The organism is Sulfitobacter sp. (genome assembly GCF_036961165.1).
GTDB lineage: Bacteria > Pseudomonadota > Alphaproteobacteria > Rhodobacterales > Rhodobacteraceae > Sulfitobacter.
In genome coordinates, this window is record NZ_JBALVJ010000001.1 from 223,768 (window position 1) to 247,161 (window position 23,394).

18 protein-coding genes and 1 tRNA gene are annotated in these 23,394 nt (G+C 55.2%); 12 read left to right on the top strand and 7 right to left on the bottom strand.

What is annotated here, in order from left to right; all coding sequences use genetic code 11:
* Positions 1–192 precede the first annotated feature (192 nt).
* Positions 193–1,098 carry a bestrophin family protein gene (locus V7730_RS01115; protein ID WP_335745726.1) on the top strand — a complete coding sequence of 302 codons (906 nt, stop codon included), beginning with the start codon at positions 193–195 and terminating at the stop codon, positions 1,096–1,098.
* A 73-nt stretch (positions 1,099–1,171) separates the two neighbouring features.
* Here the strand turns inward: V7730_RS01115 and trpE are convergent, their stop codons facing one another.
* From trpE to fabI, 7 genes are all read right to left on the bottom strand, one after another.
* On the bottom strand, positions 1,172–2,683 hold the full coding sequence (trpE, locus tag V7730_RS01120) for an anthranilate synthase component I (protein WP_335745727.1): 1,512 nt from the start codon (positions 2,681–2,683) through the stop codon (positions 1,172–1,174).
* Between the two features lies 1 nt (position 2,684).
* Entirely contained in the window at positions 2,685–4,529 is a 1,845-nt protein-coding gene (locus V7730_RS01125; RefSeq protein ID WP_335745728.1) for a peptidyl-prolyl cis-trans isomerase, read from the bottom strand.
* A 65-nt stretch (positions 4,530–4,594) separates the two neighbouring features.
* Positions 4,595–5,779: an aminotransferase gene (locus tag V7730_RS01130; protein WP_335745729.1), complete on the bottom strand. Its 1,185-nt coding sequence runs from the start codon at positions 5,777–5,779 to the stop codon at positions 4,595–4,597.
* Positions 5,780–5,834: 55 nt separating this feature from the next.
* Positions 5,835–6,356 (bottom strand): xanthine phosphoribosyltransferase, encoded by a 522-nt coding sequence (gene gpt / locus V7730_RS01135; protein ID WP_260000655.1) that lies wholly within the window; start codon positions 6,354–6,356, stop codon positions 5,835–5,837.
* Positions 6,357–6,360: 4 nt separating this feature from the next.
* Entirely contained in the window at positions 6,361–6,819 is a 459-nt protein-coding gene (locus tag V7730_RS01140) for a LysE family translocator (protein ID WP_335745730.1), read from the bottom strand.
* 5 nt (positions 6,820–6,824) lie between these two features.
* Positions 6,825–6,959, bottom strand: a complete 135-nt coding sequence (locus V7730_RS01145) for a hypothetical protein (RefSeq protein ID WP_335745731.1) — start codon at positions 6,957–6,959, stop codon at positions 6,825–6,827.
* Positions 6,960–6,983: 24 nt separating this feature from the next.
* Positions 6,984–7,790, bottom strand: a complete 807-nt coding sequence (gene fabI / locus V7730_RS01150; protein WP_335745732.1) for an enoyl-ACP reductase FabI — start codon at positions 7,788–7,790, stop codon at positions 6,984–6,986.
* 231 nt (positions 7,791–8,021) lie between these two features.
* On the opposite strand from fabI, the gene pdxH reads away from it, so the two are divergent.
* The 11 genes from pdxH to V7730_RS01205 all read left to right on the top strand — a co-directional run bounded on the left by pdxH (position 8,022) and on the right by V7730_RS01205 (position 23,068).
* Positions 8,022–8,627: a pyridoxamine 5'-phosphate oxidase gene (gene pdxH / locus V7730_RS01155; protein WP_335745733.1), complete on the top strand. Its 606-nt coding sequence runs from the start codon at positions 8,022–8,024 to the stop codon at positions 8,625–8,627.
* A gap of 81 nt (positions 8,628–8,708) precedes the next feature.
* Positions 8,709–9,263, top strand: coding sequence for a cold-shock protein (locus V7730_RS01160; protein WP_335745734.1), 555 nt, complete (start codon positions 8,709–8,711; stop codon positions 9,261–9,263).
* Positions 9,264–9,265: 2 nt separating this feature from the next.
* Positions 9,266–9,721, top strand: a complete 456-nt coding sequence (locus V7730_RS01165) for a DUF192 domain-containing protein (RefSeq protein ID WP_335745735.1) — start codon at positions 9,266–9,268, stop codon at positions 9,719–9,721.
* Positions 9,722–9,795: 74 nt separating this feature from the next.
* Positions 9,796–9,872, top strand: a tRNA-Pro gene (locus tag V7730_RS01170).
* Between the two features lie 736 nt (positions 9,873–10,608).
* Positions 10,609–14,256, top strand: a complete 3,648-nt coding sequence (locus V7730_RS01175) for a vitamin B12-dependent ribonucleotide reductase (protein WP_335745736.1) — start codon at positions 10,609–10,611, stop codon at positions 14,254–14,256.
* Between the two features lie 351 nt (positions 14,257–14,607).
* A complete protein-coding gene (locus V7730_RS01180; RefSeq protein ID WP_335745737.1) occupies positions 14,608–16,089 on the top strand; it encodes a TniQ family protein in 1,482 nt (493 codons plus the stop codon).
* Between the two features lie 137 nt (positions 16,090–16,226).
* Positions 16,227–16,787: an IS110 family transposase gene (locus V7730_RS01185; protein WP_335745738.1), complete on the top strand. Its 561-nt coding sequence runs from the start codon at positions 16,227–16,229 to the stop codon at positions 16,785–16,787.
* Positions 16,788–16,934: 147 nt separating this feature from the next.
* Positions 16,935–17,264, top strand: coding sequence for a transposase (locus V7730_RS01190; RefSeq protein WP_335745739.1), 330 nt, complete (start codon positions 16,935–16,937; stop codon positions 17,262–17,264).
* A 397-nt stretch (positions 17,265–17,661) separates the two neighbouring features.
* Positions 17,662–21,234: an adenylate/guanylate cyclase domain-containing protein gene (locus V7730_RS01195; RefSeq protein WP_335745740.1), complete on the top strand. Its 3,573-nt coding sequence runs from the start codon at positions 17,662–17,664 to the stop codon at positions 21,232–21,234.
* A gap of 28 nt (positions 21,235–21,262) precedes the next feature.
* Positions 21,263–21,520 carry a DUF4242 domain-containing protein gene (locus tag V7730_RS01200; protein ID WP_335745741.1) on the top strand — a complete coding sequence of 86 codons (258 nt, stop codon included), beginning with the start codon at positions 21,263–21,265 and terminating at the stop codon, positions 21,518–21,520.
* A 132-nt stretch (positions 21,521–21,652) separates the two neighbouring features.
* Positions 21,653–23,068 (top strand): FAD-binding oxidoreductase, encoded by a 1,416-nt coding sequence (locus tag V7730_RS01205; protein ID WP_335745742.1) that lies wholly within the window; start codon positions 21,653–21,655, stop codon positions 23,066–23,068.
* The last annotated feature ends 326 nt before the right edge of the window (positions 23,069–23,394 follow it).

Here is a 23,394-nt window from a genome sequence, read left to right on the forward strand (position 1 = left end):
TGCAGCCAGCCGCAATCTCGCGTTCTACGAATGTACGCTTACGAACAGTGTCTCTCAATGACCAAGAAGCCTGCTGTTGCCGACTTGTGTTTGAAGCATATACAGGGCTTAGCGTCGGGAACCTCCCAACATTTTTTTGGAAGTCGCAATTGAGTTTGTGCCAATGACAAATCACCTAGAAAGCACACGCAAATGATTGTCCGGGAACACCCATCACCACTGCATCTTTTCGTTCTCACGCAGGGATCCATTGTACCAAAAATCATAGGTAAAATTCTTGGAATAGCACTTTTGACTGCAATTGTGCTTTTGCTTGATGCTTACTTCATCGCGCTCCCCCATATTTCGATCGCTGCGATGGGGATATTTGGCGTAGCGCTTTCTCTGTTTCTCGGATTTCGAAATAACGCGGCCTATGATCGTTGGTGGGAGGCGCGGAAGCTCTGGGGTTCAATGATTGCAGATGTGCGCAATTTGGGCCGACATATGTGGATCTTTGTAGCCAAGGGAACTGATCGTGCCGAGATCCTGTCTTGCGCCGTTGCATTTGCCCATCTTCACCCCGGATTTCTGCGAGACGTTGATGTGGAGGATGATATTGTTGATTGGATTGGAGCGGAGAATGCTGCTGCAATGCTCTCACATCAAAACCCTGCAGATGCAGCGCTCAGGTCTATGGCGGAACAAATTGGCCAATTGACTGAGCAAGAGGTGATCAGTGGCTTTGGTCAGATCGCTATATCAAAGACATTGTCTTCGTTGGCTCTCGCACAAGCTGGGTGTGAACGTATTCTTACAACGCCGCTACCCTTCGTACACTCATTGCTCATCCGTCGGACGACCTATCTGTATTGTGTGCTGTTGCCTTTTGCGCTTATCGAATCCACGGGCGGGTTCGCTCCAATATTTGCGGCAGCGGTCGCTTACGTGTTTTTTGGACTGCAGGCTGTGACCAATGAGCTTGAGCTGCCGTTTCGCAATGTCCAAAACGGGTTGCCGCTTGTTTCAATGTGTCGGGTGATCGAAATCTCCGTATCCGAAGCACTTGATCGTCCTGCGCCAAAGCCTCTTGAAGCAGTGAACTATATCCTAACCTGAGGCTCGCAGCTTTGCATAGGATTGGCAGAGTAGGCCCGAAACGAGGTTTCGCTACCTCTCGGGCCCAAAGGAATTAACCGTTGCCGCTGCCATTAAACCGCGAGGCGTCTTCGGCCGCGCGGCGGATCGCGCCGGATTTATGCACGGTTTCCATATATTCCGCCTCTGGATCGCTGTCATAGACAACGCCGCCACCAGCCTGAATGTACAGCATCTGATCTTTCACGACCGCTGTGCGCAAGGCTATGCACATGTCCATGTCGCCGCCCGCGCTGAAATAGCCGACACCGCCCCCATAGACACCGCGTTTTTCAGGCTCCAGCTCGTCGATTATTTCCATCGCGCGGACTTTGGGCGCGCCTGACACTGTGCCGGCAGGCATGCCGGCAAAGAAGGCATCGAGCGCATCACAATCATCGCGCAGCTCACCCACCACGTTCGAGACGATGTGCATGACGTGTGAGTACCGCTCGACGATGAATTCTTCGGTGGGGCGCACTGTGCCAATCTTCGCCACGCGGCCCACATCGTTGCGGCCCAGATCGAACAGCATCAGATGCTCAGCCAGCTCTTTTTTGTCGGCCATCAGATCGGCTTCCAAAGCGCGGTCTTCCTCTGGGGTAGCGCCACGCGGACGGGTGCCTGCGATGGGGCGGATGGTGATTTCCTGACCGAACACGCGGACAAGGATTTCGGGGCTGGCACCCACCACATGGAAGCCGCCGAAGTTGAAATAGAACATAAACGGCGACGGATTAGTGCGACGCAGCGAGCGGTAGAGCGCAAAGGGTGGTTGGCGGAATTCCTGTGCCCAGCGTTGGGAAGGGACAACCTGAAAGATGTCACCGGCCTTGATATATTCCTGAGCCTTGAGCACGGCCTCTTTGTAGGCGTCCTTGGTGAAATTGCTCACCGGCTCTGCGGTAGGGGTAGCATCGCCCAGATCGCGGGAGGTGCCTGCGGGGCTGCGTTCAAGGTCGCGCAAGGCGTCCATGACGCGCTCGGCTGCTTGTGCGTAGGCTGCGCGGGCGCTTTGACCTTCTGTCACCCAAGCGGGGGAGACAACGGTTACCTCACCCTTCACGCCGTCCAGCACGGCAACCACCGAAGGGCGCAGCATGACCGCATCGGGCAAGCCAAGCGTATCGGGATTGATGTTGGGCAGACGCTCAACCAGACGGATCATGTCATAACCCAGATAGCCAAAAAGGCCGGCTGCCGCTTGCGGAAGATCGTCGGGGATGTCTATTTTGCTTTCCGCGATGAGACCGCGCAGGGCGTCCAGCGGGTTGCCATCAATCGGTGTATAGGCATCGGGATCATAGCGTGCCGCGCGGTTCACCTCGGAAGTGGTCCCGCGACAGCGCCAGATCAGGTCTGGCTTCATCCCGATAATTGAATAGCGGCCGCGCACCTCACCACCAGTGACAGATTCCAGCATAAAGGCGTTTTCTGCAGCGCCTCCAAGCTTGAGCATAAGCGAAACAGGGGTATCCAGATCGGCGGCCAGTCGGGTGTAAACGACCTGATGGTAACCCGCCGCATAGCGGGCCGCGAAGCTGTCAAAATCGGGTGTCAGGTTCATTTTACTGGAAGCTCACATTCACGGCGTTCACAGCACGTGAATCAATGTTCTGACCCGCACGCAGCAGGGTATCTTCGGAGAAGAAATCGAACAAACCACGCGCCAGCGCCTCGTTTTGCTGCTCGCGCAGGCCGGCAATAAGTGCTTGCGCCTCGCTGTTGTCTTTGTCCGCTGGGGTGATCGCATCCAGCTTGACCAGCACAACGGTGTCGTTGCCTTCCAGAATACGGATATCTCCGACTTCCATATCAAACACTTCGGCCGTGAAGCCGACGGGTGTGGCTGGCAGGAAGGCATTGCGCGTCTGCGTCATCTCCTCACGCTGGGTCAGACCCTGCACTGGCCATGTGACGCCTGCCTCGGCTTCTGTCTTGGCCGTATCGGCGAGGGTGCGTAGCTGTTGCACAATCGCGTCTGCACGCCAGCGCTCTGCCACTTCTTCTGTCACGTCTGCATAGGTTGCAGGGCGCTCGGGCAGGGCTTCGTCCAGACGCAGTGCAAAGATGCCGCCATCGCCTAGCTGTTCAACCTTGGGGAAGTTACCCTCGGCTACGGTGGCTGCGGCTTCGCGGAAGCCTTCGTAGGCGGCGATGTCGTCGCTGCTGTCTACTGTCCATTCGATCTGACCCAGAACCATGTCTGTCTGCTGTGCCAGTTCTTCGAGTGTCGCACCGCCGGCAAGGCGGTCGTCGAAATCTTCGGCCTGAGCTTCGACAATGCGGACGGCACGGTCAGCGGCAAGCGCATCGCGCAATTCTGGCTCGGCCTCTTCAAAGCTCACATTTTGTGCGGGCAGGATGGCATTAACCCGAAACAGGGCAGGGCCAAGGCCTGTGGGGGCGGGGCCAGCGACGCTGCCAATCTCGGCGGCAAACACGGCTTCTCCGGCAGCGCCGAGTTCAGCTTGATCCACATCGCCCATGTCCACATCTGTTAGTTGCAGATCGCGTTCCGCGACTAGCGCCTCGAAGGTGGTGCCGCCAACTTCAAGCGCTGCTGCGGCATGATCGGCCGCTTCCTGATCTGCAAAGACCAACCGTTCGACCAGACGCCGCTCTGGCTGGATGTACTGATCGGCGCGGGATTCGTATTCTGCGCGCAGATCTTCTTCCGGCATTTCCACCTCGTCGATAATGTCTGTCGGGTTGAGCCATGCGTAGGTGATCTTTTTGGTTGCTGGCAGGACGAAGTTTTCTGAATTGGCTTCGAAATAGGCCTTAAGCGTCGCCTCATCTGCTTCTTCCAGCGGTTTCTCAAGCGATGTCTCGTCGAGCAGGACCCACGTGAAATCACGTGTTTCGCTGATATATCCCACAAGCGTTTCGGCATAGGCGGCGGGCATTTCGATGCCGCTCAGGATCGCGCCTTGCAGAAGTTGACGTGCAGTTTCTTCGCGCAGGCTTGTCTCGAAGTCAGCTTCGTTCAGGCCGGCAGAACGCAGCGATTGCGCATACCCGTCGCGGTCAAACTTGCCGTCGATACCCTGAAATGAAGGAATATTGAGGATACGCTCACGCAACACCTCATCCCCGATCGACAGTCCTATCTGTGTGGCTTCGTGGTCCAAGGCGCGGTCACGCAGCAGGCGTTGCAGAACGGCGCGGTCCAGACCCAACTGATGGGCTTGTGCAAAGCTCATGTTGCTGCCGGTCTGGCGGCTGATCGCGTTAAGCTCTTTCTGCATCTGGCGCGCGTAGGTGTCTACCGCGATGGGCTTGTCGCCCACGGATCCGATGGTGCGAATGTTGCCGCTGAGGTTCACCGCGCCGAAGCCGCCCAAACCCAAAAAGAGCAGAGCCATAAGGATCCACATTGCGGTTTTGCCGAAGCTTGATTTCTTGGCCATGACAGGTGCCCCCAAAAGCTGTTTGGGACTGTCTAAGGGCTTGGCCCCAGAGGGGCAAGAGGCTGCTATCTTAGCGGTAGATCAAGTGCCTCGAGCCGTTCGAACAGTGTCGCGATTCCTGCGGCGTTTAGATTGGCAAAAGCGATGCGCAGCTCTTTGTCGCCGGCACGGGTGTCTTCGGGGTAAAACATCGTCCCTGGCAGGCACAAAACGCCAGCTTCGTGGACCAAAATCGGCGCAAGCTCGCCGCTGCCGGCCGCAAAGGGATGTTGCACATAGGCAAAATAGCCGCCCAGCCCCAACAGCTTCCAGCCTTTTGCCGTGAGAGTTGGCATATGCTTGGTTATGGCAGCACGGCGGGCCAGAATTTCATCCCGCTCGCCCGAGAGCCATGCGTCAAGGTTCTGCATCCCCCACAGTGCCGCATGCTGGCCGACCTGACTGGGGCAGATGGTGACGGTATCAAGGAACTTCTCCACCTCGGCGAGCCGCTCGGCTGACGCAATAATGGCACCAAGGCGGTGTCCGGTTAGACGGTAGGCCTTTGAAAAGGAGTACAGGTGAATCAGCGTCTGCTCCCAATCGGGGCGTTTGAACAGGCTGTGGGGCAGGCCGGAACCAGCGTGGAAATCGCGGTAGGTCTCATCCACAATCAGTGCGATGCCGCGCGATTTGGCGATGTCATAGAAGGCAGAGATCAGATCATCAGGGTATTCAGCGCCTGTCGGATTGTTGGGCGTCACCAACACAATCGCACGGGTGCGCGGTGTGATGAGTTTCGCTGCATCCCACGGGTCGGGCATCATGTCGTCTTCACAGATCAGCGGCACAGCCTTTGCACCGGCCATATCCAGCCACATCTTGTGGTTGAAGTACCACGGTACGGGCACGATCACCTCGTCGCCTTCGGCACACAGTGCCGAGATCGCTGCAGCAAAGGCCTCGTTACAGCCGGAAGTGAGGGCAACCTGAGACGCATCAACCTTGCCATCGTAAATCCGGCTTGTGCGCGCTGCCAGTTCCTCCCGCAGTTCGGGCAGGCCCAGAACCGGTCCGTAGAGATGCACGGAATCGTCATTCAGCACTGCATCAGCCATCGCGCGGCGCATGTCAGGGTGCGGCGGCTCTACCGGAGCGGCTTGGCTCACGTTGATCAGCGGACGCGCGTCCGTAAAATTCACGCCCTCCAGCCAGCGGCGGGCCTCCATCACGGGGGGCGAAAAGGTGGTGGCTGTGCGAGGGAGCGTCATCGGGATGTCCAAATGCTGGAGGAAGATAGATCGGGCTTAAGGTGTATAGAGGCTGTCAGTCTTTGCCGCGGTAGGGTTCTACGTATTGCAGCGCCATGTCCCACGGGAAGAAAATCCACGTGTCTTGGGAAACGCCTGTGATGAAGGTGTCGACCATCGGTTCTCCTGCGGGTTTGGCATAGACCGTGGCAAAATGGGCGTTGGGGTAAAGGCTGCGCACTAGTTCAAGCGTCTTGCCGCTATCAACCAGATCGTCGACGATCAGAATGCCGGTGCCGTCGCCCATCATCTCTGTATCGGGGGATTTCAGGACACGGGCCTCGCGGCGCTCATCTGCTTTGCCGCCGCCGGAATGGTATGAAACCACCGAGATCGTATCAACCGTGCGAATGTCGAGCTCGCGTGCGACGATCATCGCAGGCGCCATGCCGCCGCGGGTGATGGCCACCACAGCACGCCATGCCCCATCGTCAGGGCCCTTGCCGTCAAGCCGCCAAGCCAACGCGCGGCTATCGCGGTGGATCTGGTCCCAGCTGATGTGAAAGCCTTTTTCATGGGGGAGGCGGGTATCTGACATGGGGTTACCTTTGCAGCAGAAGTTTCAGGCCCAAGCCACCCAAAAGCAGGGCGGCAGTGCGGTCAATTACGGATTTGGCGCGCAAAAAGCGGGCGCGGGCGACAGGCGCTGTAAGAATAAAAGCGCAGGCCGTGTAGAACAGGATTCCCAAAGTCAGGTGATTGAGCGTGATGAATGCAATCTCGCCACTCGAAAGGTTCGGTGGAAAGATAACAACCAGCACAGCAGCGGCAAAAAGGACTGACTTCGGGTTGCCCAGATTTACCAGAAAGCCATCAATGAAAGCGCAGCCTTGTGCCTTGGGCGCAGCACCAAGCGGTACGTTCGCGCTGCGCCATGTCTTGATCGCCAGATAGATTAGATAGATTGCGCCGCCAATCTTGAGCACTGCAAAGGCCCATGGAAACAGCGAAAACACCACATCCATGCCCAGCAGGGCGGCTAGGGTCCAGAGACTGGCCATCACGCCTAGCCCCAGACCCGTCGCAATGCCCGCCGCCCGTTGGCGACAGAACTGCGCACGGCCATCAGAAACGCCGCGCCGGGGCTGAGGATCGATATAATCAGCACGGCGTTAAAGGCGAGAAGATGGTCGAGTGTCATCGCAGGCAGCCCTTCGGGAAAATGTTAGCCTTTGGCGATGTCTGGCGCATCAACTGCCTTCATGCCCACAACGTGATAGCCTGCGTCAACGTGCAGGTTCTCTCCTGTTGTGCCGGAGCCCAGATCGGAAAGCAGATACAGCGCTGATTTGCCGACCTCGTCGATGGTCACATTGCGGCGCAGCGGAGAGTTGTATTCATTCCACTTCATAATGTAGCGGAAATCACCGATGCCGGAAGCGGCCAGCGTCTTGATCGGACCGGCGGAAATGGCGTTCACGCGGATGCCGTCCTTGCCAAGATCTTCGGCCAGATATTGCACGGACGCTTCAAGTGCGGCTTTTGCTACGCCCATGACGTTGTAATGAGGCATTACTTTCTCGGCACCGTAGTAGGTGAGGGTCAGGCAAGAACCGCCGTTCTTCATCATCTTTTCCGCACGCTGCACAACGGCGGTGAAAGAGTAGACCGAGATATCCATGGAAAGCGCGAAGTTGGAGCGGCTGGTGTCGACGTAGCGACCGCGCAGTTCGTTCTTGTCCGAAAAGCCGATGGCGTGAACGATGAAGTCGAGCGTGTCCCACTTTTGGGCCAGCCCCTCAAACAGCGCATCAATAGAGGCTTCGTCACCCACGTCGCACGGCAGCACAATGTCAGAGCCCAGCTGCGCGGCCAAAGGAACCACCCGCTTTTTCAGCGCGTCACCCTGATAGGAGAAGGCAAGCTCTGCGCCGGCATCGGCCAGTTGCTTGGCAATGCCCCAGGCAATTGATTTGTCGTTGGCCAATCCCATGATCAACCCCCGCTTGCCTGCCATAAGGTTGTTCGACATGCGTGTATTCTCCGTTCAAAATCTGTTCCCCTCGGTCTACGCCATTGCCAAGGGACCATCAAGTGAGGGTGCGTCATATCGTGTTTTGGGTTGCACAGCAGATCACGATGATAGAATTGTGGTAGTACGGCATGCAGACGACGCTTGTTCGCCGCCTGCAATAGTCAGAATTAGACAAGATAGTTGTGGAGAGACGGCAATGTTCCTCTTTTCACGGAAAAGGATGAGCCAGTGACAGATCGTGACGGAATTTTCGCAGGCGATGATCCTTTCGCCATAACCCGTGATTGGCTGGCAGAAGCGACCAAGGAAGAGATCAACGATGCCAACGCAATGTCGCTGAGCACGGTTGATGCCAGCGGGATGCCAAATGCGCGCGTTGTGCTGCTCAAAGACATCGAAGACGGTGCGTTTGTCTTCTACACGAACTTTGGCAGCGCAAAGTCGCAAGAGCTTGATTTTGCTGGAAAAGCCGCCTTTGTTATCCACTGGAAATCCTTGCGACGTCAAGTGCGCGCGCGCGGTCTGATCACCCGTGAAGATGGCGAGAAAGCAGATGTGTATTACGCGTCCCGCTCGCTCAAAAGCCGTCTGGGGGCTTGGGCTTCTAACCAGTCGCAACCGTTGGAAAGCCGCGATGCACTAGAGCGTGCATTGGAGGAGGCAGCGGAGAAACACGGAGACGATCCGGTGCGACCACCTTATTGGGGAGGCTTCCGGCTGGTACCGCTTGAGCTTGAATTCTGGGCAGACGGAGACGCCCGCCTGCACAATAGGTTTCAGTGGCGCCGTGCGGCAGTTGACGCAAAATGGGAAATCACCAGACTTAACCCGTAACCGTACCAGTATTGCCGCTTGTTTTTTGGCATTGGAGAATGCTCCGCTCCGAAGATAAATTTGAAAGACGGTATTGTTACTATGACACAGACGGACGATGAGAACACGCTACCGGAGACCGTGCTGGGTACGGTGAAATGGTTTGATCCTGTAAAGGGGTTCGGCTTCGTCCTCGCTGACGGTGGCGGCGATGATATCCTGCTGCATGTGAACGTGCTGCGCAACTTTGGTCAGAGCTCGGTCGCGGACGGGGCGCGGATAGAACTGCTTGCCCACAAGACCGAGCGTGGCGTGCAAGCGGCGTCTGTTGTGTCTATCTCACCGCCAAAAGGGCTCGCGCCCAATTTGCCTGACATTGCAGAGCTTGATCATGAAGAGATCGCGCGCAGCCCGTTGTTGGCGGCACGGATCAAGTGGTTCGATAAGGCAAAGGGATTCGGGTTCGCCAATGTCTTTGGCAGCAGCGAAGACGTCTTTGTGCATATAGATGTCTTGCGCCAGTCCGGATTGTCGGATCTTGCCCCCGGAGAAGCCATTGCAATGCGCGTCATAAGCGGCAAACGTGGCCGCATGGCAGCAGAGGTACGCGCATGGGAAACAGTGATTACAACAGACGAAGGTTCATTGCCGGAGTAACTATGCTTCTGGCTGGGGCAGGGCCCTTCGCTGCTAAAACGCCGCTACCTGCCTGCCCCACGGACCGTGCGACCATCAAAGGCAGTTTTGGCACTGCGGCCTTCAACGTCGAATTGGCCGCAGATGAAACCAGCCGCGCGCGCGGTCTGATGCATGTCGAGCACTTGCCGCTCAGCAGCGGGATGCTTTTCGTTTACCAGCGCCCCCAGCTTATGAGCTTTTGGATGCGAAACACCCTGATTGAACTCGATATGCTGTTTTTGGACGGCTTCGGTGTGATCCGGCATATTCATCACCGTGCGCAACCGCTGGACGAAACGCCGATCTCTGGCGGTCCTGACATGTTGATTGGCGTGCTGGAAATTAATGGCGGGTTGGCGCGGCGACTTGGAATTAAGGTTGGCGATGTGCTGCGCCATCCGGCATTTATCAGCACCTCTGAGCCTTGGAATTGCTGACAATTAAAATAGATCGCACTAGGGGTGCATTTTGCCTTTTCAATCCTGATTGGCTTCGCTAAAGAGGCGACAGTCGGGGCGTGGCGCAGCCTGGTAGCGCACCTGTTTTGGGTACAGGGGGTCGGATGTTCGAATCATCTCGCCCCGACCATTCTAAAAGTCTTAGAACTCATGTGGCTCCTTGGTGAATAGCGAAGGGGCCACAAGTGTTTTCAGGGTCAGGCCTTCCGGACAATCCTGACAAGAATCGCATTTATCCAATCTATGGCGGCAGGCGGGTGATTTTCCCTACATCTAGTACTTGAGGGCGTGTCATGGTGCCTAATTCGCAACCTGTGGTGATTTTTCTGTGCCAAAAATGTTACCACATTCGCCGACAAAGCGAATTTGACTCAGGGCGGCTTAAAAAAGATGCAGCCGAATCTCTTAGAGGGCCGGCGGGTGATCTCAACCACCGTCCTCGCGCCGTCAGCGGGGGGTGTTCGGGTTAGTCGTGCTGTTTTAAAGCATTTTTTAGCAGTCTCAAAAATTAACCTTTTTGCCGAGCCTCATAAGTTAATCGCGCGGTCGCTATCGCGGAGACGGATGCACAATGCGTCAACCGTCAAAATGTGAATTTCTCGCGAATAAAATCGTTGACCGGACAAGGGTAGATACGCCAGTTTGTGCGGGCTGACGGCGTCGCCACAATATGTAGTGGTTAAACGCTACGACGGGCCGCCGCGCAGCAAAGTACAGGCAAACGGTCTTACATGACGGTTTTTTCGGTCGCTTCGGGGTGTTTTGCACGCTCGCTGGGATAGAAGCTTTGCTTTGCTGCAAAGCGATGAGGTGGGCGAGCGGTATGCGCGTCTGGAAATGGTAACGCTGGAAAATGGGGCAGCGCGATGAAAATTGAACGTAAATTTACCACTCTAGGGCAAGACGCTTACGCGGAACTGGATTTCATTCACACGGTATCGGAAATCCGTAATCCGGATGGTTCCATCGTGTTCCATCTCGACAATGTCGAAGTGCCAAAATCCTGGAGCCAGGTTGCGTCGGACGTCATCGCACAAAAATATTTCCGCAAAGCCGGTGTGCCAGCCGAATCGAAACGGGTAAAGGAAAAGGGCGTGCCCGAGTTCCTGTGGCGCTCTGTCCCCGTTGAAGGCACCGAAATGGGCGGTGAGACGTCTTCCAAGCAGGTCTTTGACCGTCTGGCCGGCGCATGGACCTACTGGGGCTGGAAGGGTGGCTATTTCACGACTGAAGAAGACGCGCGCACCTACTATGATGAGATGCGTCATATGCTGGCCTCCCAGCGCGCTGCTCCGAACTCCCCCCAATGGTTTAACACTGGTCTGCACTGGGCTTACGGCATCGATGGTCCTGCGCAGGGCCACTATTATGTGGACCACAAGTCGGGCAAGCTGACACGCTCTACCTCCAGCTACGAGCATCCCCAGCCGCACGCTTGTTTCATTCAGTCAGTTGCTGACGATCTGGTCGGCGATGGCGGCATCATGGACCTTTGGGTGCGTGAAGCGCGCCTGTTTAAATACGGCTCCGGCACTGGCACAAACTTCTCCAGCCTGCGCGGGGCAGGTGAGAAGCTGTCAGGCGGCGGTAAGTCCTCTGGTCTGATGGGTTTCCTGAAAATCGGAGACCGCGCTGCGGGCGCGATCAAATCCGGAGGTACAACCCGCCGCGCGGCCAAGATGGTCATCGTCGATGCGGACCACCCTGATATTGAGGATTTCATCAACTGGAAGGTGCTCGAAGAGCAAAAGGTTGCCTCCATTGTTGCAGGCTCAAAAATGCACGAGCAGAAGCTCAACCTGATCTTCAAAGCCATCTCTGGTTGGGACGGTTTGGAGGCGGATGCCTATGATCCGGCCAAGAACGAGCAGCTTAAGGACGCGATCCGTGCGGCCAAAAAGGTTGCCATCCCAGAAACTTACGTCAAGCGTGTGCTGGACTACGCCAAGCAGGGCCATACGTCGATTGAATTCCCGACCTATGACACTGACTGGGACTCAGAGGCCTATAACTCTGTCTCCGGCCAGAACTCCAACAACTCTATCCGAGTCACCGATGCCTTCCTGAAGGCGGTTGAGGCAGACGGCGATTGGGAACTGCTCGACCGTGTGAGCGGCAAGGTCTCAAAGACCATCCGCGCCCGCGATCTTTGGGATCAGGTTGGCCATGCTGCGTGGGCCTGTGCTGATCCGGGTATCCAGTACCACGACACGGTCAACGACTGGCACACATGCCCAGAAGACGGCGCGATCCGCGGCTCCAACCCGTGCTCCGAATATATGTTCCTCGACGATACGGCCTGTAACCTCGCCTCGATGAACCTGCTGACCTTCCTGAAGGATGGCGAGTTTCTGGTCGAAGACTATATGCACGCCTCACGTTTGTGGACTGTGACGCTGGAAATATCTGTGATGATGGCGCAGTTCCCATCCAAGGAAATTGCACAGCGTTCCTATGACTTTCGCACACTGGGCCTTGGCTATGCCAACATCGGCGGCCTGTTGATGAACATGGGCTACAGCTATGACAGCGACGAGGGCCGTGCGCTGTGTGGTGCGCTGACTGCGATCATGACAGGCGTTGCCTATGCCACGTCCGCCGAGATGGCGGGAGAACTGGGTGCCTTCCCGGGCTATGCCAAGAACAGCAAACACATGCTGCGGGTCATTCGTAACCACCGCAATGCTGCCTACGGCGAAAGCACTGGTTACGAAAAACTCGCGATCAAGCCGCTGCCGCTGGATCACGCGAATTGCCCACAAGCAGGGCTGGTCGACGTTGCAATGTCCACATGGGACGAAGCGCTGAAGCTGGGTGAAAAGCATGGCTACCGCAACGCTCAGACATCCGTGATCGCGCCGACAGGCACCATCGGTCTGGTCATGGACTGCGACACCACAGGGATCGAGCCTGACTTTGCGCTGGTCAAGTTCAAGAAACTGGCCGGTGGCGGATATTTTAAGATCATCAACCAATCGGTTCCAGCTGCGCTTGAAAAGCTCGGCTACGGCTCTGCCCAGATCGAAGAGATCGTCCGCTACGCTGTAGGTCATGGCACAATCGGTAACGCCCCTGGCATCAACCACACCACGCTGATGGGCCACGGTTTTGGCCCCAATGAGCTGGCCAAAGTGGACGGCGCGCTGGCCTCGGCCTTCGATATCCGCTTTGTCTTCAACCAGTGGACGCTTGGCGAAAATTTCTGCACTCAAGTGCTTGGAATCCCGGCTGAAAAGCTGAACGATCCTACGTTCGATCTGCTCAAGTCTCTCGGCTTCACCAAAAGAGATGTGGATGCGGCCAACGACCACGTCTGCGGTACGATGACGCTGGAAGGCGCGCCGCACCTCAAGGAAGAGCACTATAATATCTTCGATTGCGCCAACCCCTGTGGTAAAATGGGCAAGCGTTATCTGTCGGTCAACAGCCACATCTACATGATGGCTGCGGCCCAGTCGTTTATCTCGGGTGCGATCTCCAAAACGATCAACATGCCGAATGATGCGACGATCGAGGACTGCCAGAAGGCTTATGAGCTGTCATGGTCGTTGGGCATCAAAGCCAACGCGCTTTATCGTGACGGCTCGAAACTAAGCCAGCCTCTGGCAGCATCGCTGGTTGAAGATGATGACGAAGCAGCAGAGATCCTTGAGAGCGGATCAATGCACGAGAAAGCTGTCGTTCTGGCCGAGAAAATCGTCGAGAAAGTGATTGTCAAAGAGATCATCAAGTCGCACCGCGAGAAGATGCCACAGCGTCGCAAGGGCTATACCCAGAAGGCCAATGTGGGCGGGCACAAAGTGTACCTGCGCACGGGCGAGTACGAAGACGGCTCCTTGGGCGAGATTTTCATCGACATGCACAAAGAGGGCGCTGGCTTTCGTGCAATGATGAACAACTTTGCCATCGCAGTCTCAGTTGGTCTTCAATACGGCGTACCACTAGAAGAATTCGTCGATGCCTTCACCTTCACCAAATTTGAGCCTGCGGGCATGGTCCAAGGCAATGACAGCATCAAATCGGCGACGTCGATCCTTGACTACATCTTCCGCGAACTGGCGGTGAGCTATCTTGATCGCACAGACTTGGCGCATGTGCAGCCTCAGGGCGCCACATTCGACACGCTGGGCCGTGGCGAGGAAGAAGGCGTGGCGAATGTGTCTAAGATGACCGAAGACGCAGCTGCCAAGTCTCTTGAGGTGCTGCGCCAAATCACATCGCAGGGCTACTTGCGCAATCGTGTGCCGCAGAACCTTACCGTGCTTCAGGGCGGCCAGTCGGCGGCCGTGCAGGCGATCTCTTCCCTGATCCCTGAGGGGGATGGCGGTATTGCAACAGCGGTGGCCAGCACGACAGCCATCTCGTCCACAACAGTTTCCATGGACGCCCGCGTCAAAGCTAAGATGCAAGGATATGAGGGCGAAGCCTGTGGTGAGTGCGGCAACTATACGCTGGTGCGCAACGGCACCTGCATGAAGTGCAACACCTGCGGGGGGACATCCGGCTGTAGCTAAGTGTCAGAACCCGTAATTTCGCTGAATTTTAAAATTCAGCGAAATAGGGTGCCAAGAAAAAAGAGGTTTGTGGAGGACTTTTGTCGAATAAATGAAGGAAAAAAACTATAATAGGAATTTTCTGAATCTGACGAAATGCCAGTTTCGCGTGTTACGTTCTCGCAACACAGACAACCAGACAAGGGGCAGGTGAGCTTGCCCCCTGACGCTAACCAAGCCGCAGGCATAAAATAATAACGAGCGGTAAACTAATGAGCCTGGTTATGCGAACCTCAGGGTGCCCTTGTGGCATCCCTTTTTCTTTGGCGCACCTCTGAGACTGCGATCGCTCGCCGTTTTAGGGATGCCGCTATGAGACTACAGAACACAGTTGCTCTTTATGCGGATGAGACCGTGGCGTCTTTTGCATCGCGTTTGGCTGCGGCTAACGGGATTCCAAGCATTACAGAACTCTTGATGGACGCCGAGCATTCGATGGCAGGCTTTCTGAATGGTGATCAAAAAACCTTCAACACGCTTGCCGCTCTCGGTGGCGTCACACTCGATGATCTGACCCAGCATGCATTCATCCCAACGGGAATCTCAACATATAGGTGCATGGGGCATGAACTTGGGATGCGTAACCTTCTAAGAGGACGTAGCCGCATTTGCCCAGCGTGCTTTCGCGAAGATAAAGGTCCCGAGTTGACGCCTGATACGGCGCTTGGGGCATATGGTCGTATCCTGTGGTCGCTTGCGTCAGCGCGTGTATGTCCCATCCACAGGCTGTCGTTGATCTCCGCACCAGAAAATACTGTCCAGCATGAATTCTCCGATACGTGGTCGCTCTGGTTACCCGAGATTGGCGAAGGGTCCTTAGATCAACTGGTGGCTGAGGGGGGGCTGTATGAGGAACATGTCGCGCGCAGGCTGGCAGGTGATATACTTGACGGATGGGCAAGCCGCTTTCCAATCGATGCTCTGGGGGCAACTTGCGAGATGCTGGGCATTTCGCAGATCTATGGAAAATACGCGATACTCGGCGGGATATCTGGCGCCGAGCTGGCCGTGGCGACATCAGTCGGATTTCGATTTCTGGATAGTGGTCCCACGGAAATCACAGCATATTTCGAAACCCTGAGACGAGCGCTCGGACAGCCCCAAGATCGCCCACAAGCCCGATATGGCCGCATCTACGACTGGCTGAAGCGCGGTGCAGGTAGCGGGCCCGAATTGGAACCGCTCCGTGCTATTTTACGGCAGCACATTCTCGAAAATTGGCCCTTTGGGGGCCGGCGATCAGGCGCTCGACTACGTTCTTACATAAGGCGTCTGCACTCGATCAGGACAGCGGCGAAGACACACAACCTGCATCCGAAGCGACTACGCCATATTCTGACTGATTCCGGGATCATCACCGAAGCAGATTTGCCCGATTTCGAGGTGCTATTCAGCGCGGTCGAAGCGCAGGAGATCCTTGAGCAAGCGAGCGGGGCGGTCACATTCTCAGCGGCACAGAAGCGATTGGGCATGACGCGTTCGCAAATGGAGACACTCATCCGCGCAGGCATTCTGAAACCGGGGGAGGGAGGCGAAAAGGCACGTCCAAGGTTCACGGAAGCAACGATCCAACACTGGCTGGCATTCTTTACGTCGTTCCGGTCGTCTCCGAAATGGGATTCCCTGATCAGTATCGTGGATGCAGCACGAAAATATGGATCATCCACGGATCGTGTAAAGGGCCTGATTTTGGATCATAGTCTGACAAAGGTCTATAGCGTGAAGGGTGTTATAGGGTTTTCGGCAGTTGTGATCGACAAAGCGGAAGTTGCAAGGCTTCTGGTGAAATCTTGACGGTCCGTGTCTTTGAGTGGATCGGCGAACAACAATCAAGCACGTAGGGCGGGAAGCATGCGTAATTGGGCTGACCCTGCACTTTGGTCGAGCTCCCGATAGGATCACAGCATAGCTGTGAACAAGGGAGACAGAAAATGGAATATTATGTTGGATTAGATATATCGCTTCGGTCGTGTGCGCTGTGCATCGTCGACAGCAAGGGCAAGGTTTGCCTTGAACGAGAGCTGCCATGTGAAATCGAGGACATCGCCGACTGCCTGGAAGCTTTTGAACACCCCGTCGAACGCATTGGTTTCGAAGCTGGTGCTTTAAGTCAGCATCTGTACTTTGGTTTACAATCATCAGGCTTTGACGTCGTATGCATGGAAGCACGACAGGTGAGTGCCGCCTTGTCTGCGATGCGAAACAAAACTGACAAGACGGATGCAAAGGGCATTGCCCAAATCTTATGGACAGGCTGGTTCAGCCCCGTTCATATGAAGAGCCGTGAGGCCCATGGACTGCGGGCGTTGTTGAGTACGCGAAAAGCTTTGCTCAAGAAGACGATGGATCTGGCTAACGAGGTTCGGGGGCTGTTGAAAATCTTTGGAATTCGATTGCCCCGAACGGTAAAGCACGGCATCTTTCGATGCTTTGGTGCGGCCTATGATCGAGATGGATGGCGTTCTTGCACATGCGATCATTCCACTGCTTGATGCGCGGGTGGTCCTGTTCCAGCATTATTTAGAACTTGATCGAAACGTGAAGCGAGCGGCATCTCAAGATGAGGTTTGCATGCGCATGATAACGGTTCCGGGCGTAGGCTCAATTGCAGCACTCACATTCAATGCGGCAATCGATGATTGCCTACCCGGTTCAAACGTTCACGCACTGTAGCTGCGCATTTTGGCCTCACGCCAAGGCGCTTTCAGTCGGGAGAGCACGACAACCCCGGCCGAATATCTAAAGCAGGAGACCGAAATGTTCGTGCGACTCTTTATGCCGCCGCCAACGCATTGCTAATGCGAACGATGGCAGGGTCACAGATCAAATCTTGGGGCATGCGATTGATGCGCACCAAGGGTCGCCGACGCGTTGTTGTTGCCGTTGCCCGCAAACTTGCCGTTTTGCTTCACCGTATGTGGATCGACGGCAGTGAATTCCGTCAGGAACAAGTTGGAGGCAGGGCATGAACAACTAGCCTACCACCTAACCTGACGGGATCGTCCAATCCGGACGAGGTGCGTGGACGAAGCCGAAAATGTCTGCTGCGCAATTTGAAGCGCGCCGGAAAGCGGGGCTCTCCACTTCCATTCCGACACATGCATGCAGCGGCGCACTTCGAACGCCAAACCAGACTGCGAAGAGAAGCGTGACCCGGACAAACGATCCCTCAACAACCAAAAGAAGGAAAATGAGCTTGACCCAGACACCCAATTAGAGAGGCGGACCTTCGCTGCGGGTGCGAGATAAGATACGCATCGGGCGGTTTGCAGTACCAGCAAGCGTTGGCATCGAACGCTGTTTAATTGTGATCCGGATTGAAGCGTCACCTTGATTGAACTTCGATAACCTACCATGATCCTTGGTATGGCATTTGAAATCGGCATATGGCTAAGTGAACTGGGTTTAGATCAGTACGTTGACACGTTTGCCCGAAATGATGTCGATGACCGGGTCTTACCTCTTTTGACCAATGACGACCTGAAGGATCTTGGAGTAAGTTTTGGTCATCGCAAGATAATCTTGGCTGCCGTTCAAGAGCTGTTCATCGACGTCGCCGGTGCTGTTACGCCGCCTCATGCGCCGAAGCCGGACGGCATAACAGACACTGTAGCCCCCACGACATCGACCACGAACACGATCGCGGTTGCCGAACGCCGTCATCTTACAGTATTTTTCGCTGACCTTGTGGGCTCGACTGCGCTGACCAATCGCTATGATCCTGAAGACATGCGTGTCTTGCTGCAAAGGTATCAAGATACAGTTGCAGGTGCTGTTACCCGTTACGGCGGTTATGTTGCCAAACACCTTGGCGACGGGCTGCTCGTCTTTTTTGGGTGGCCGCGAGCCTATGAAGATCACGCTATCCGCGCAGTGAAGGCCGGACTGGAAGCGGTGCAACGTGTCAAAGAGCTGCAAACGCCGAATGGAGAGTTTTTGGCCGCTCGTGTGGGTATTGCAAGTGGGGATGTCGTCGTTGGGGACATTGTCGGCGAAAATTCTTTCGAACAAGCAGCCATGACCGGCCCGATACTCAATCTCGCAGCACGGATTCAAGAGCACGCCGCGCCCAATTCTATTGTCTTACCAAAAGAGGAAACTGACGCCAGCTTGCATCAGATATTCGAGTTTTCGTCGCTTGGCCCGGTCAAACTGAAGGGTTTTGACGCACCACGCAAGCTGTTGCAGGTGATAGCCGAGCGAAGTGCAGACAGCAGATTTCAGGCTTCCCACCGCAAAGATGCAATTAGTGAACTGGTTGGTCGAAAATTGGAGACGGGAATTCTCCAGCGGGCTTGGCGACGGGCGCAAAGTGGCAAAGGTGAAGTTGTTTTGCTCGCTGGCGAAGCCGGTATTGGCAAATCCCGGCTGACCGAAGAATTCTTGGCCGATGTTGCGATTACAGACAATGCCGACATCATAAGATTGAACTGTTCCCCATACCTGACCAGTAGCCCGTTTCATCCTGTTGCTGAACGGATTTCGCAAGATGCGGCCGTTCAGCCTGATTTCGATGATGATCAGGTACTCGAGCGTGTGCGTGCCATGCTCGAAACGAGGCAAGGACTGGACGTCGAACAAGTTCTGCCGATCTTTGCGGCACTGGTTGCACCACTTAGCCATGTTGCGCAAAAAATACTCAGCTTGTCGCCGCAAGAGCAACGGGACCTCACAATACTTACGCTCATAAATACAGTGAAAACCCGGTCAAGTGTGTGTCCGGTCATACTTTTCGTTGAAGATGCCCATTGGATCGACCCATCGACCAATGCACTCTTGGATCGCTTTAAGGCCATTTGCGCTGATCTGCCTCTGATGATTTTGATTGCGCATCGCCCCGGTTGGGATCTGGATCAAGACGAAGGTGATGCGAATGTTCAAACGCTACAATTGCACCGGTTTGATTCCGATCATGTTGCGGATCTGGTCCGCAACATTTCCGGCAAAGATCCAGTTGAAGACTTGGTCGAGCTGATTATTGAAAAGACCGACGGAGTGCCGCTTTTTGTCGAGGAACTGACCCGTGCGATTATTGCGTCTGGCGGCCAAGGCAAAGTCAATATTCCGTCATCGCTGAAAGGCACCTTGATGGCGCGCCTCGATGCGGTTTCACACGACGCCAAGCAAGTGGCCTTGGTCGGTTCGGTGATAGGCCGTGATTTTGAGCCTTCTTTGTTAATGGCTGCGATGGAGGGCAGCGCAGCCGACATCCCGAGCTGTCTCGAAGAGCTTTGCAAATCGGGGCTGATATTCGAGAGTGGACACAGCCGGGGACACTTTGTCTTTCGGCATGCGCTCATCCGAGACACCGCCTATCAGTCCATGTTGGCATCGACCCGCAAGATACAACACGCATGCGTCGCAAGAGCGCTGCTGCGACTGCGGTCCGCTGAAATTGAAAGGCGCCCGGAGCTGGTTGCGCGGCACCTGACCGAGGCACATGACTGGCGTGCGGCCTTTGAGCGTTGGCGGTCCGCCACCGAAATGGCACTTTCGCGTTCGGCAAGTCTCGAGGCTATGGCCAACGCGCAAGAAACGCTCAATGCGGCGTGCAATTTGGGGGATGCCATCAGCGTTGAAGTGATCACCGGCAAAATCCTGGTTGGAAGAAGTTACGATAGCGTCGGTCAACTGGCGAACGGTATCGCTATGCTTAAGGAATCCGCCGAAGGGGCGCGCAAAATCGGCAATTTAGAACTTGCTGCCGATGCGGTTCACCACTTTGCTGACTCGTGTATGATGTCGGGAGAGCGCCATAACGAAGCCATTAAGCTTTGTCTGGTCGTCTTGGAAGAATTGTCGGACAACGACGAAGTCCACCGATGCAAATTGATGAGCCAACTAGCCCGCGCGTACATGTTTATTGGCGAGTTTTCGGAAGGCGCTTTCTATGGTCAGCAGAGTATGGAACTGGCTGCAAAACTGGGTGATCATAAATCCCAATTCTCAGTGATGATGACGCGCTATGGAGCACCATTCATTGCAAGGCAGGAAAGTGAAATTCGCGATTGGCGTAAAAACCTCAAGGCCATGCACGAGGTTGCAGAAAAACTTGGCAATATTGACCAAGGGCGAAATCTGACATTGAGCCTGTTTGTTGGTGCTGAAATGGCCAATCGCCAGTTGATGGACCAATCTCTGGAGGCGTTGACGGAAATTTCAACAAAGGACAATCACCTTCAACTTTACTGGGTCCAGATGCACGCCCGGGCGATGGTTGCCATTCTTGACGGCAAATTTGAACATGCCGAGATATACGCCAACGAAGCTGTGAAAATTGGTCGTCAGACCCACGGCGAACACGTCGAAGGGGTTTTCGGAGTACAGATGTTCACGATCAGGCGCGAGCAAAGCCGCCTGCACGAAGTTGCTCCGATTATCAAACGGGTGATGTCAGAGAGTCCTGAGGACGTCACGTGGAAACCCGGATTTGGCATCATCGCAGCTGAGCTGGGCTACAAGGAACCTGCCGAACGGATCCTGAATGAGCTTGTAGAAACAGTTTTTTCGCTGTCACCGGATGCCATGTATTCAACGACCCTGTCTTATCTCGCCGACATCTGTGTGGAGGTCGGGAATCTGAACCACGCAGCGGCGATCTATGACTTGTTGGCTCCATACGAAAATCTGACAATAACTACCGGGGCCACCACAGTCTGTCTGGGGTCCGGCGCGCGCCGATTGGGCAATCTGGCTGCGCTGTTGGGTGATTGGGACAGGTCGGGCCAAATGTTTGAAAAGGCCATTGAAATCGACACTGCCATGGCGTCACCGCCATGGATTGCACACAGCAAGGCCGCCTATGCGTCCTGCTTGCGTCAACGCGGTCGAAAGCAGGATGCGAAACGTGCTTTTCATCTCGAAGCTGAATCCTTGGCAATTGCGCAAAAAATGGGTATGATAGCTCTTAAGTCGAAGCTTGAGGAGAGAGCGAGTTAAGTCCCGAACACTTATGCAGGGGGGAACAATGCCAAGGTACATTATTGAAAGGCGTTTTGCTGAACAGCTAAAAATGAGCGATGACGTCAAGGCTCACATTAAGGAAATTAACGACGAAGTTGGCGTTGAGTGGATTTTCTCATTTCTCAGCGCGGACAAGCGCAAAACCTACTGTCTCTACGAAGCACCCGACGAAGAGTGCTTGCGAAAAGCGGCCGAGCGTTTGAATATTCCCGCAGATGTCATAACCCCTGTGGATCGGATCGACCCTGGTATTTTCGCCTGAGTCTTTGTTTTAAGTAATTGATAGTTAATATTTTTTGCCTCGTCATCGGGAACAGGTGAAATGAGGTACTTTGCCAGTTTTCCGAGGCAGCCCTCCCAAGAAGCCTTACCTCATAATGGAAGGCCAAAACTCATGTTTGATATAATTACATTCGACGGTAGCGCGGTTGCAGTCGATCGAGACACATTGGACGCGCTCAGCGTGTCCCTCAGAGGTGCGGTTCATTTTCAAGGAACCCCGGAATATGACGAAGCGCGCACCATCTGGAACAGCATGGTCGATCGCCATCCGGGATGCGTGATCAGGGCCATGGGCGCCAGCGATGTGCAGAAGGCAGTAAACTTTGTCCGTGAGGCCGGGCTGGTGATGTCGGTGAAATCCGGTGGACATCAGATTGCGGGTCACGCCGTTGCTGATGGTGCAGTCCTGCTTGACCTGTCGCATATGCGGTCCGTTCATGTGGACCCGCAGACAAAAACAGCGCGTGTTGAACCCGGTGCAGTGCTTGGCGACGTAGACCGCGAAACGCAGGCCCATGCATTGGTGGTGCCAACTGGGATAAACTCCACAACGGGCATTGCCGGTTTGGCCCTCGGTGGGGGATTTGGGTGGACAACTCGCAAATTTGGAATGACCATCGACAATCTGCTGTCAGCCGAGGTTGTCACAGCGGACGGGGCAATCATCACTGCGTCCGCGACCAGTAATCCCGATCTTTTCTGGGCGATCCGCGGAGGTGGCGGCAACTTTGGCGTCGTTACCTCGTTCGAATTCCAGTTGCATCCATTGGGTCCAGAGGTGCTCTCTGGCCTGATCGTTCATCCGATCGAAGAGGCTCCGGCTTTGCTGGCGGCGTTTGCCAAAATCGCGGATACGGCTCCTGACGAATTGACTGTCTGGGCGGTACTGCGCAAAGCTCCACCGCTGCCGTTCCTGCCCGAGAAATGGCATGGGCGCGAAGTTCTGATCTTTGCCACATGCTATTCGGGACCAATGGATGATGGTGAAAAAGCCATGGCTGATTTGCGCGCGCTGGGCAGCCCGATTGCGGATGTCGTATCACCTCATACTTTCGTTGATTGGCAAGCCGCGTTTGATCCGCTGTTGGCACCCGGAGCGCGCAACTATTGGAAGAGCCATGATTTTGAATCGCTACCATCCGACGCAGTTGCAGGGCTGCTTGAAGGCATTGCCAGTCTGCCTGACGCCGCCAGCGAAGTCTTCGTTGCCCACATGGGAGGAGCAATGGCACGTGTGAATGCGGATGACACGGCCTATCCTCAGCGGTCATCACATTTCATCATGAATGTGCACACGCGATGGGGAGATCCAAAAAAAGACAGTGAATGTATAGCCTGGGCGCGTGCGCTCTATGATAAGATGAAACCTTATTCGACGGGCAGTGCATACGTGAATTTCATGCCTGAAGACGAAGCCGATCATATGTCGGGCGCGTATGGCGACAACGCGAAGAGGCTTTCGGTGATTAAGGGAAAATACGACCCGGGAAATCTGTTTAGGTTGAATCACAACATCTTGCCCGCGTGAATACGATCAGGCTCGAGGACGAAGGCGGACCTACGCAGGTGGAGAGAACGGAGAGTTTCTCTCCAGACCACCAATGAGCCTGTCAAAATGCTGCACATTGAGGGAAAGACAGCGAAGGCAATCCGTAACAGTTGGAGTTGGTTGAGAATGGCCGAAGTGGGCCGCTCTTCCGAAAGGCAGTGGCCGCTTCAGTCGCGACGCTTCCATTGGTGCAAATTGCAGCATCCGTCTCTATGGGCTCTTTGCGGTCATTCGCTGCGTGATGCGTCAATGGCGCGGTAATCCCCCCATTTTTAGCGGGGTGCGGTCGTAGAACTCACGCGGCC

Bases quoted from the DNA above. Each gene is read 5' to 3' on its own strand.
- V7730_RS01115 (WP_335745726.1), top strand. From the start codon at position 193: ATGATTGTCCGGGAACACCCATCACCACTGCATCTTTTCGTTCTCACG.
- trpE (WP_335745727.1), bottom strand. From the start codon at position 2,683: ATGAACCTGACACCCGATTTTGACAGCTTCGCGGCCCGCTATGCGGCG.
- V7730_RS01125 (WP_335745728.1), bottom strand. From the start codon at position 4,529: ATGGCCAAGAAATCAAGCTTCGGCAAAACCGCAATGTGGATCCTTATG.
- V7730_RS01130 (WP_335745729.1), bottom strand. From the start codon at position 5,779: ATGACGCTCCCTCGCACAGCCACCACCTTTTCGCCCCCCGTGATGGAG.
- gpt (WP_260000655.1), bottom strand. From the start codon at position 6,356: ATGTCAGATACCCGCCTCCCCCATGAAAAAGGCTTTCACATCAGCTGG.
- V7730_RS01140 (WP_335745730.1), bottom strand. From the start codon at position 6,819: ATGGCCAGTCTCTGGACCCTAGCCGCCCTGCTGGGCATGGATGTGGTG.
- V7730_RS01145 (WP_335745731.1), bottom strand. From the start codon at position 6,959: ATGACACTCGACCATCTTCTCGCCTTTAACGCCGTGCTGATTATATCG.
- fabI (WP_335745732.1), bottom strand. From the start codon at position 7,790: ATGTCGAACAACCTTATGGCAGGCAAGCGGGGGTTGATCATGGGATTG.
- V7730_RS01160 (WP_335745734.1), top strand. From the start codon at position 8,709: ATGACACAGACGGACGATGAGAACACGCTACCGGAGACCGTGCTGGGT.
- V7730_RS01165 (WP_335745735.1), top strand. From the start codon at position 9,266: ATGCTTCTGGCTGGGGCAGGGCCCTTCGCTGCTAAAACGCCGCTACCT.
- V7730_RS01175 (WP_335745736.1), top strand. From the start codon at position 10,609: ATGAAAATTGAACGTAAATTTACCACTCTAGGGCAAGACGCTTACGCG.
- V7730_RS01180 (WP_335745737.1), top strand. From the start codon at position 14,608: ATGAGACTACAGAACACAGTTGCTCTTTATGCGGATGAGACCGTGGCG.
- V7730_RS01185 (WP_335745738.1), top strand. From the start codon at position 16,227: ATGGAATATTATGTTGGATTAGATATATCGCTTCGGTCGTGTGCGCTG.
- V7730_RS01195 (WP_335745740.1), top strand. From the start codon at position 17,662: ATGGCATTTGAAATCGGCATATGGCTAAGTGAACTGGGTTTAGATCAG.
- V7730_RS01200 (WP_335745741.1), top strand. From the start codon at position 21,263: ATGCCAAGGTACATTATTGAAAGGCGTTTTGCTGAACAGCTAAAAATG.
- V7730_RS01205 (WP_335745742.1), top strand. From the start codon at position 21,653: ATGTTTGATATAATTACATTCGACGGTAGCGCGGTTGCAGTCGATCGA.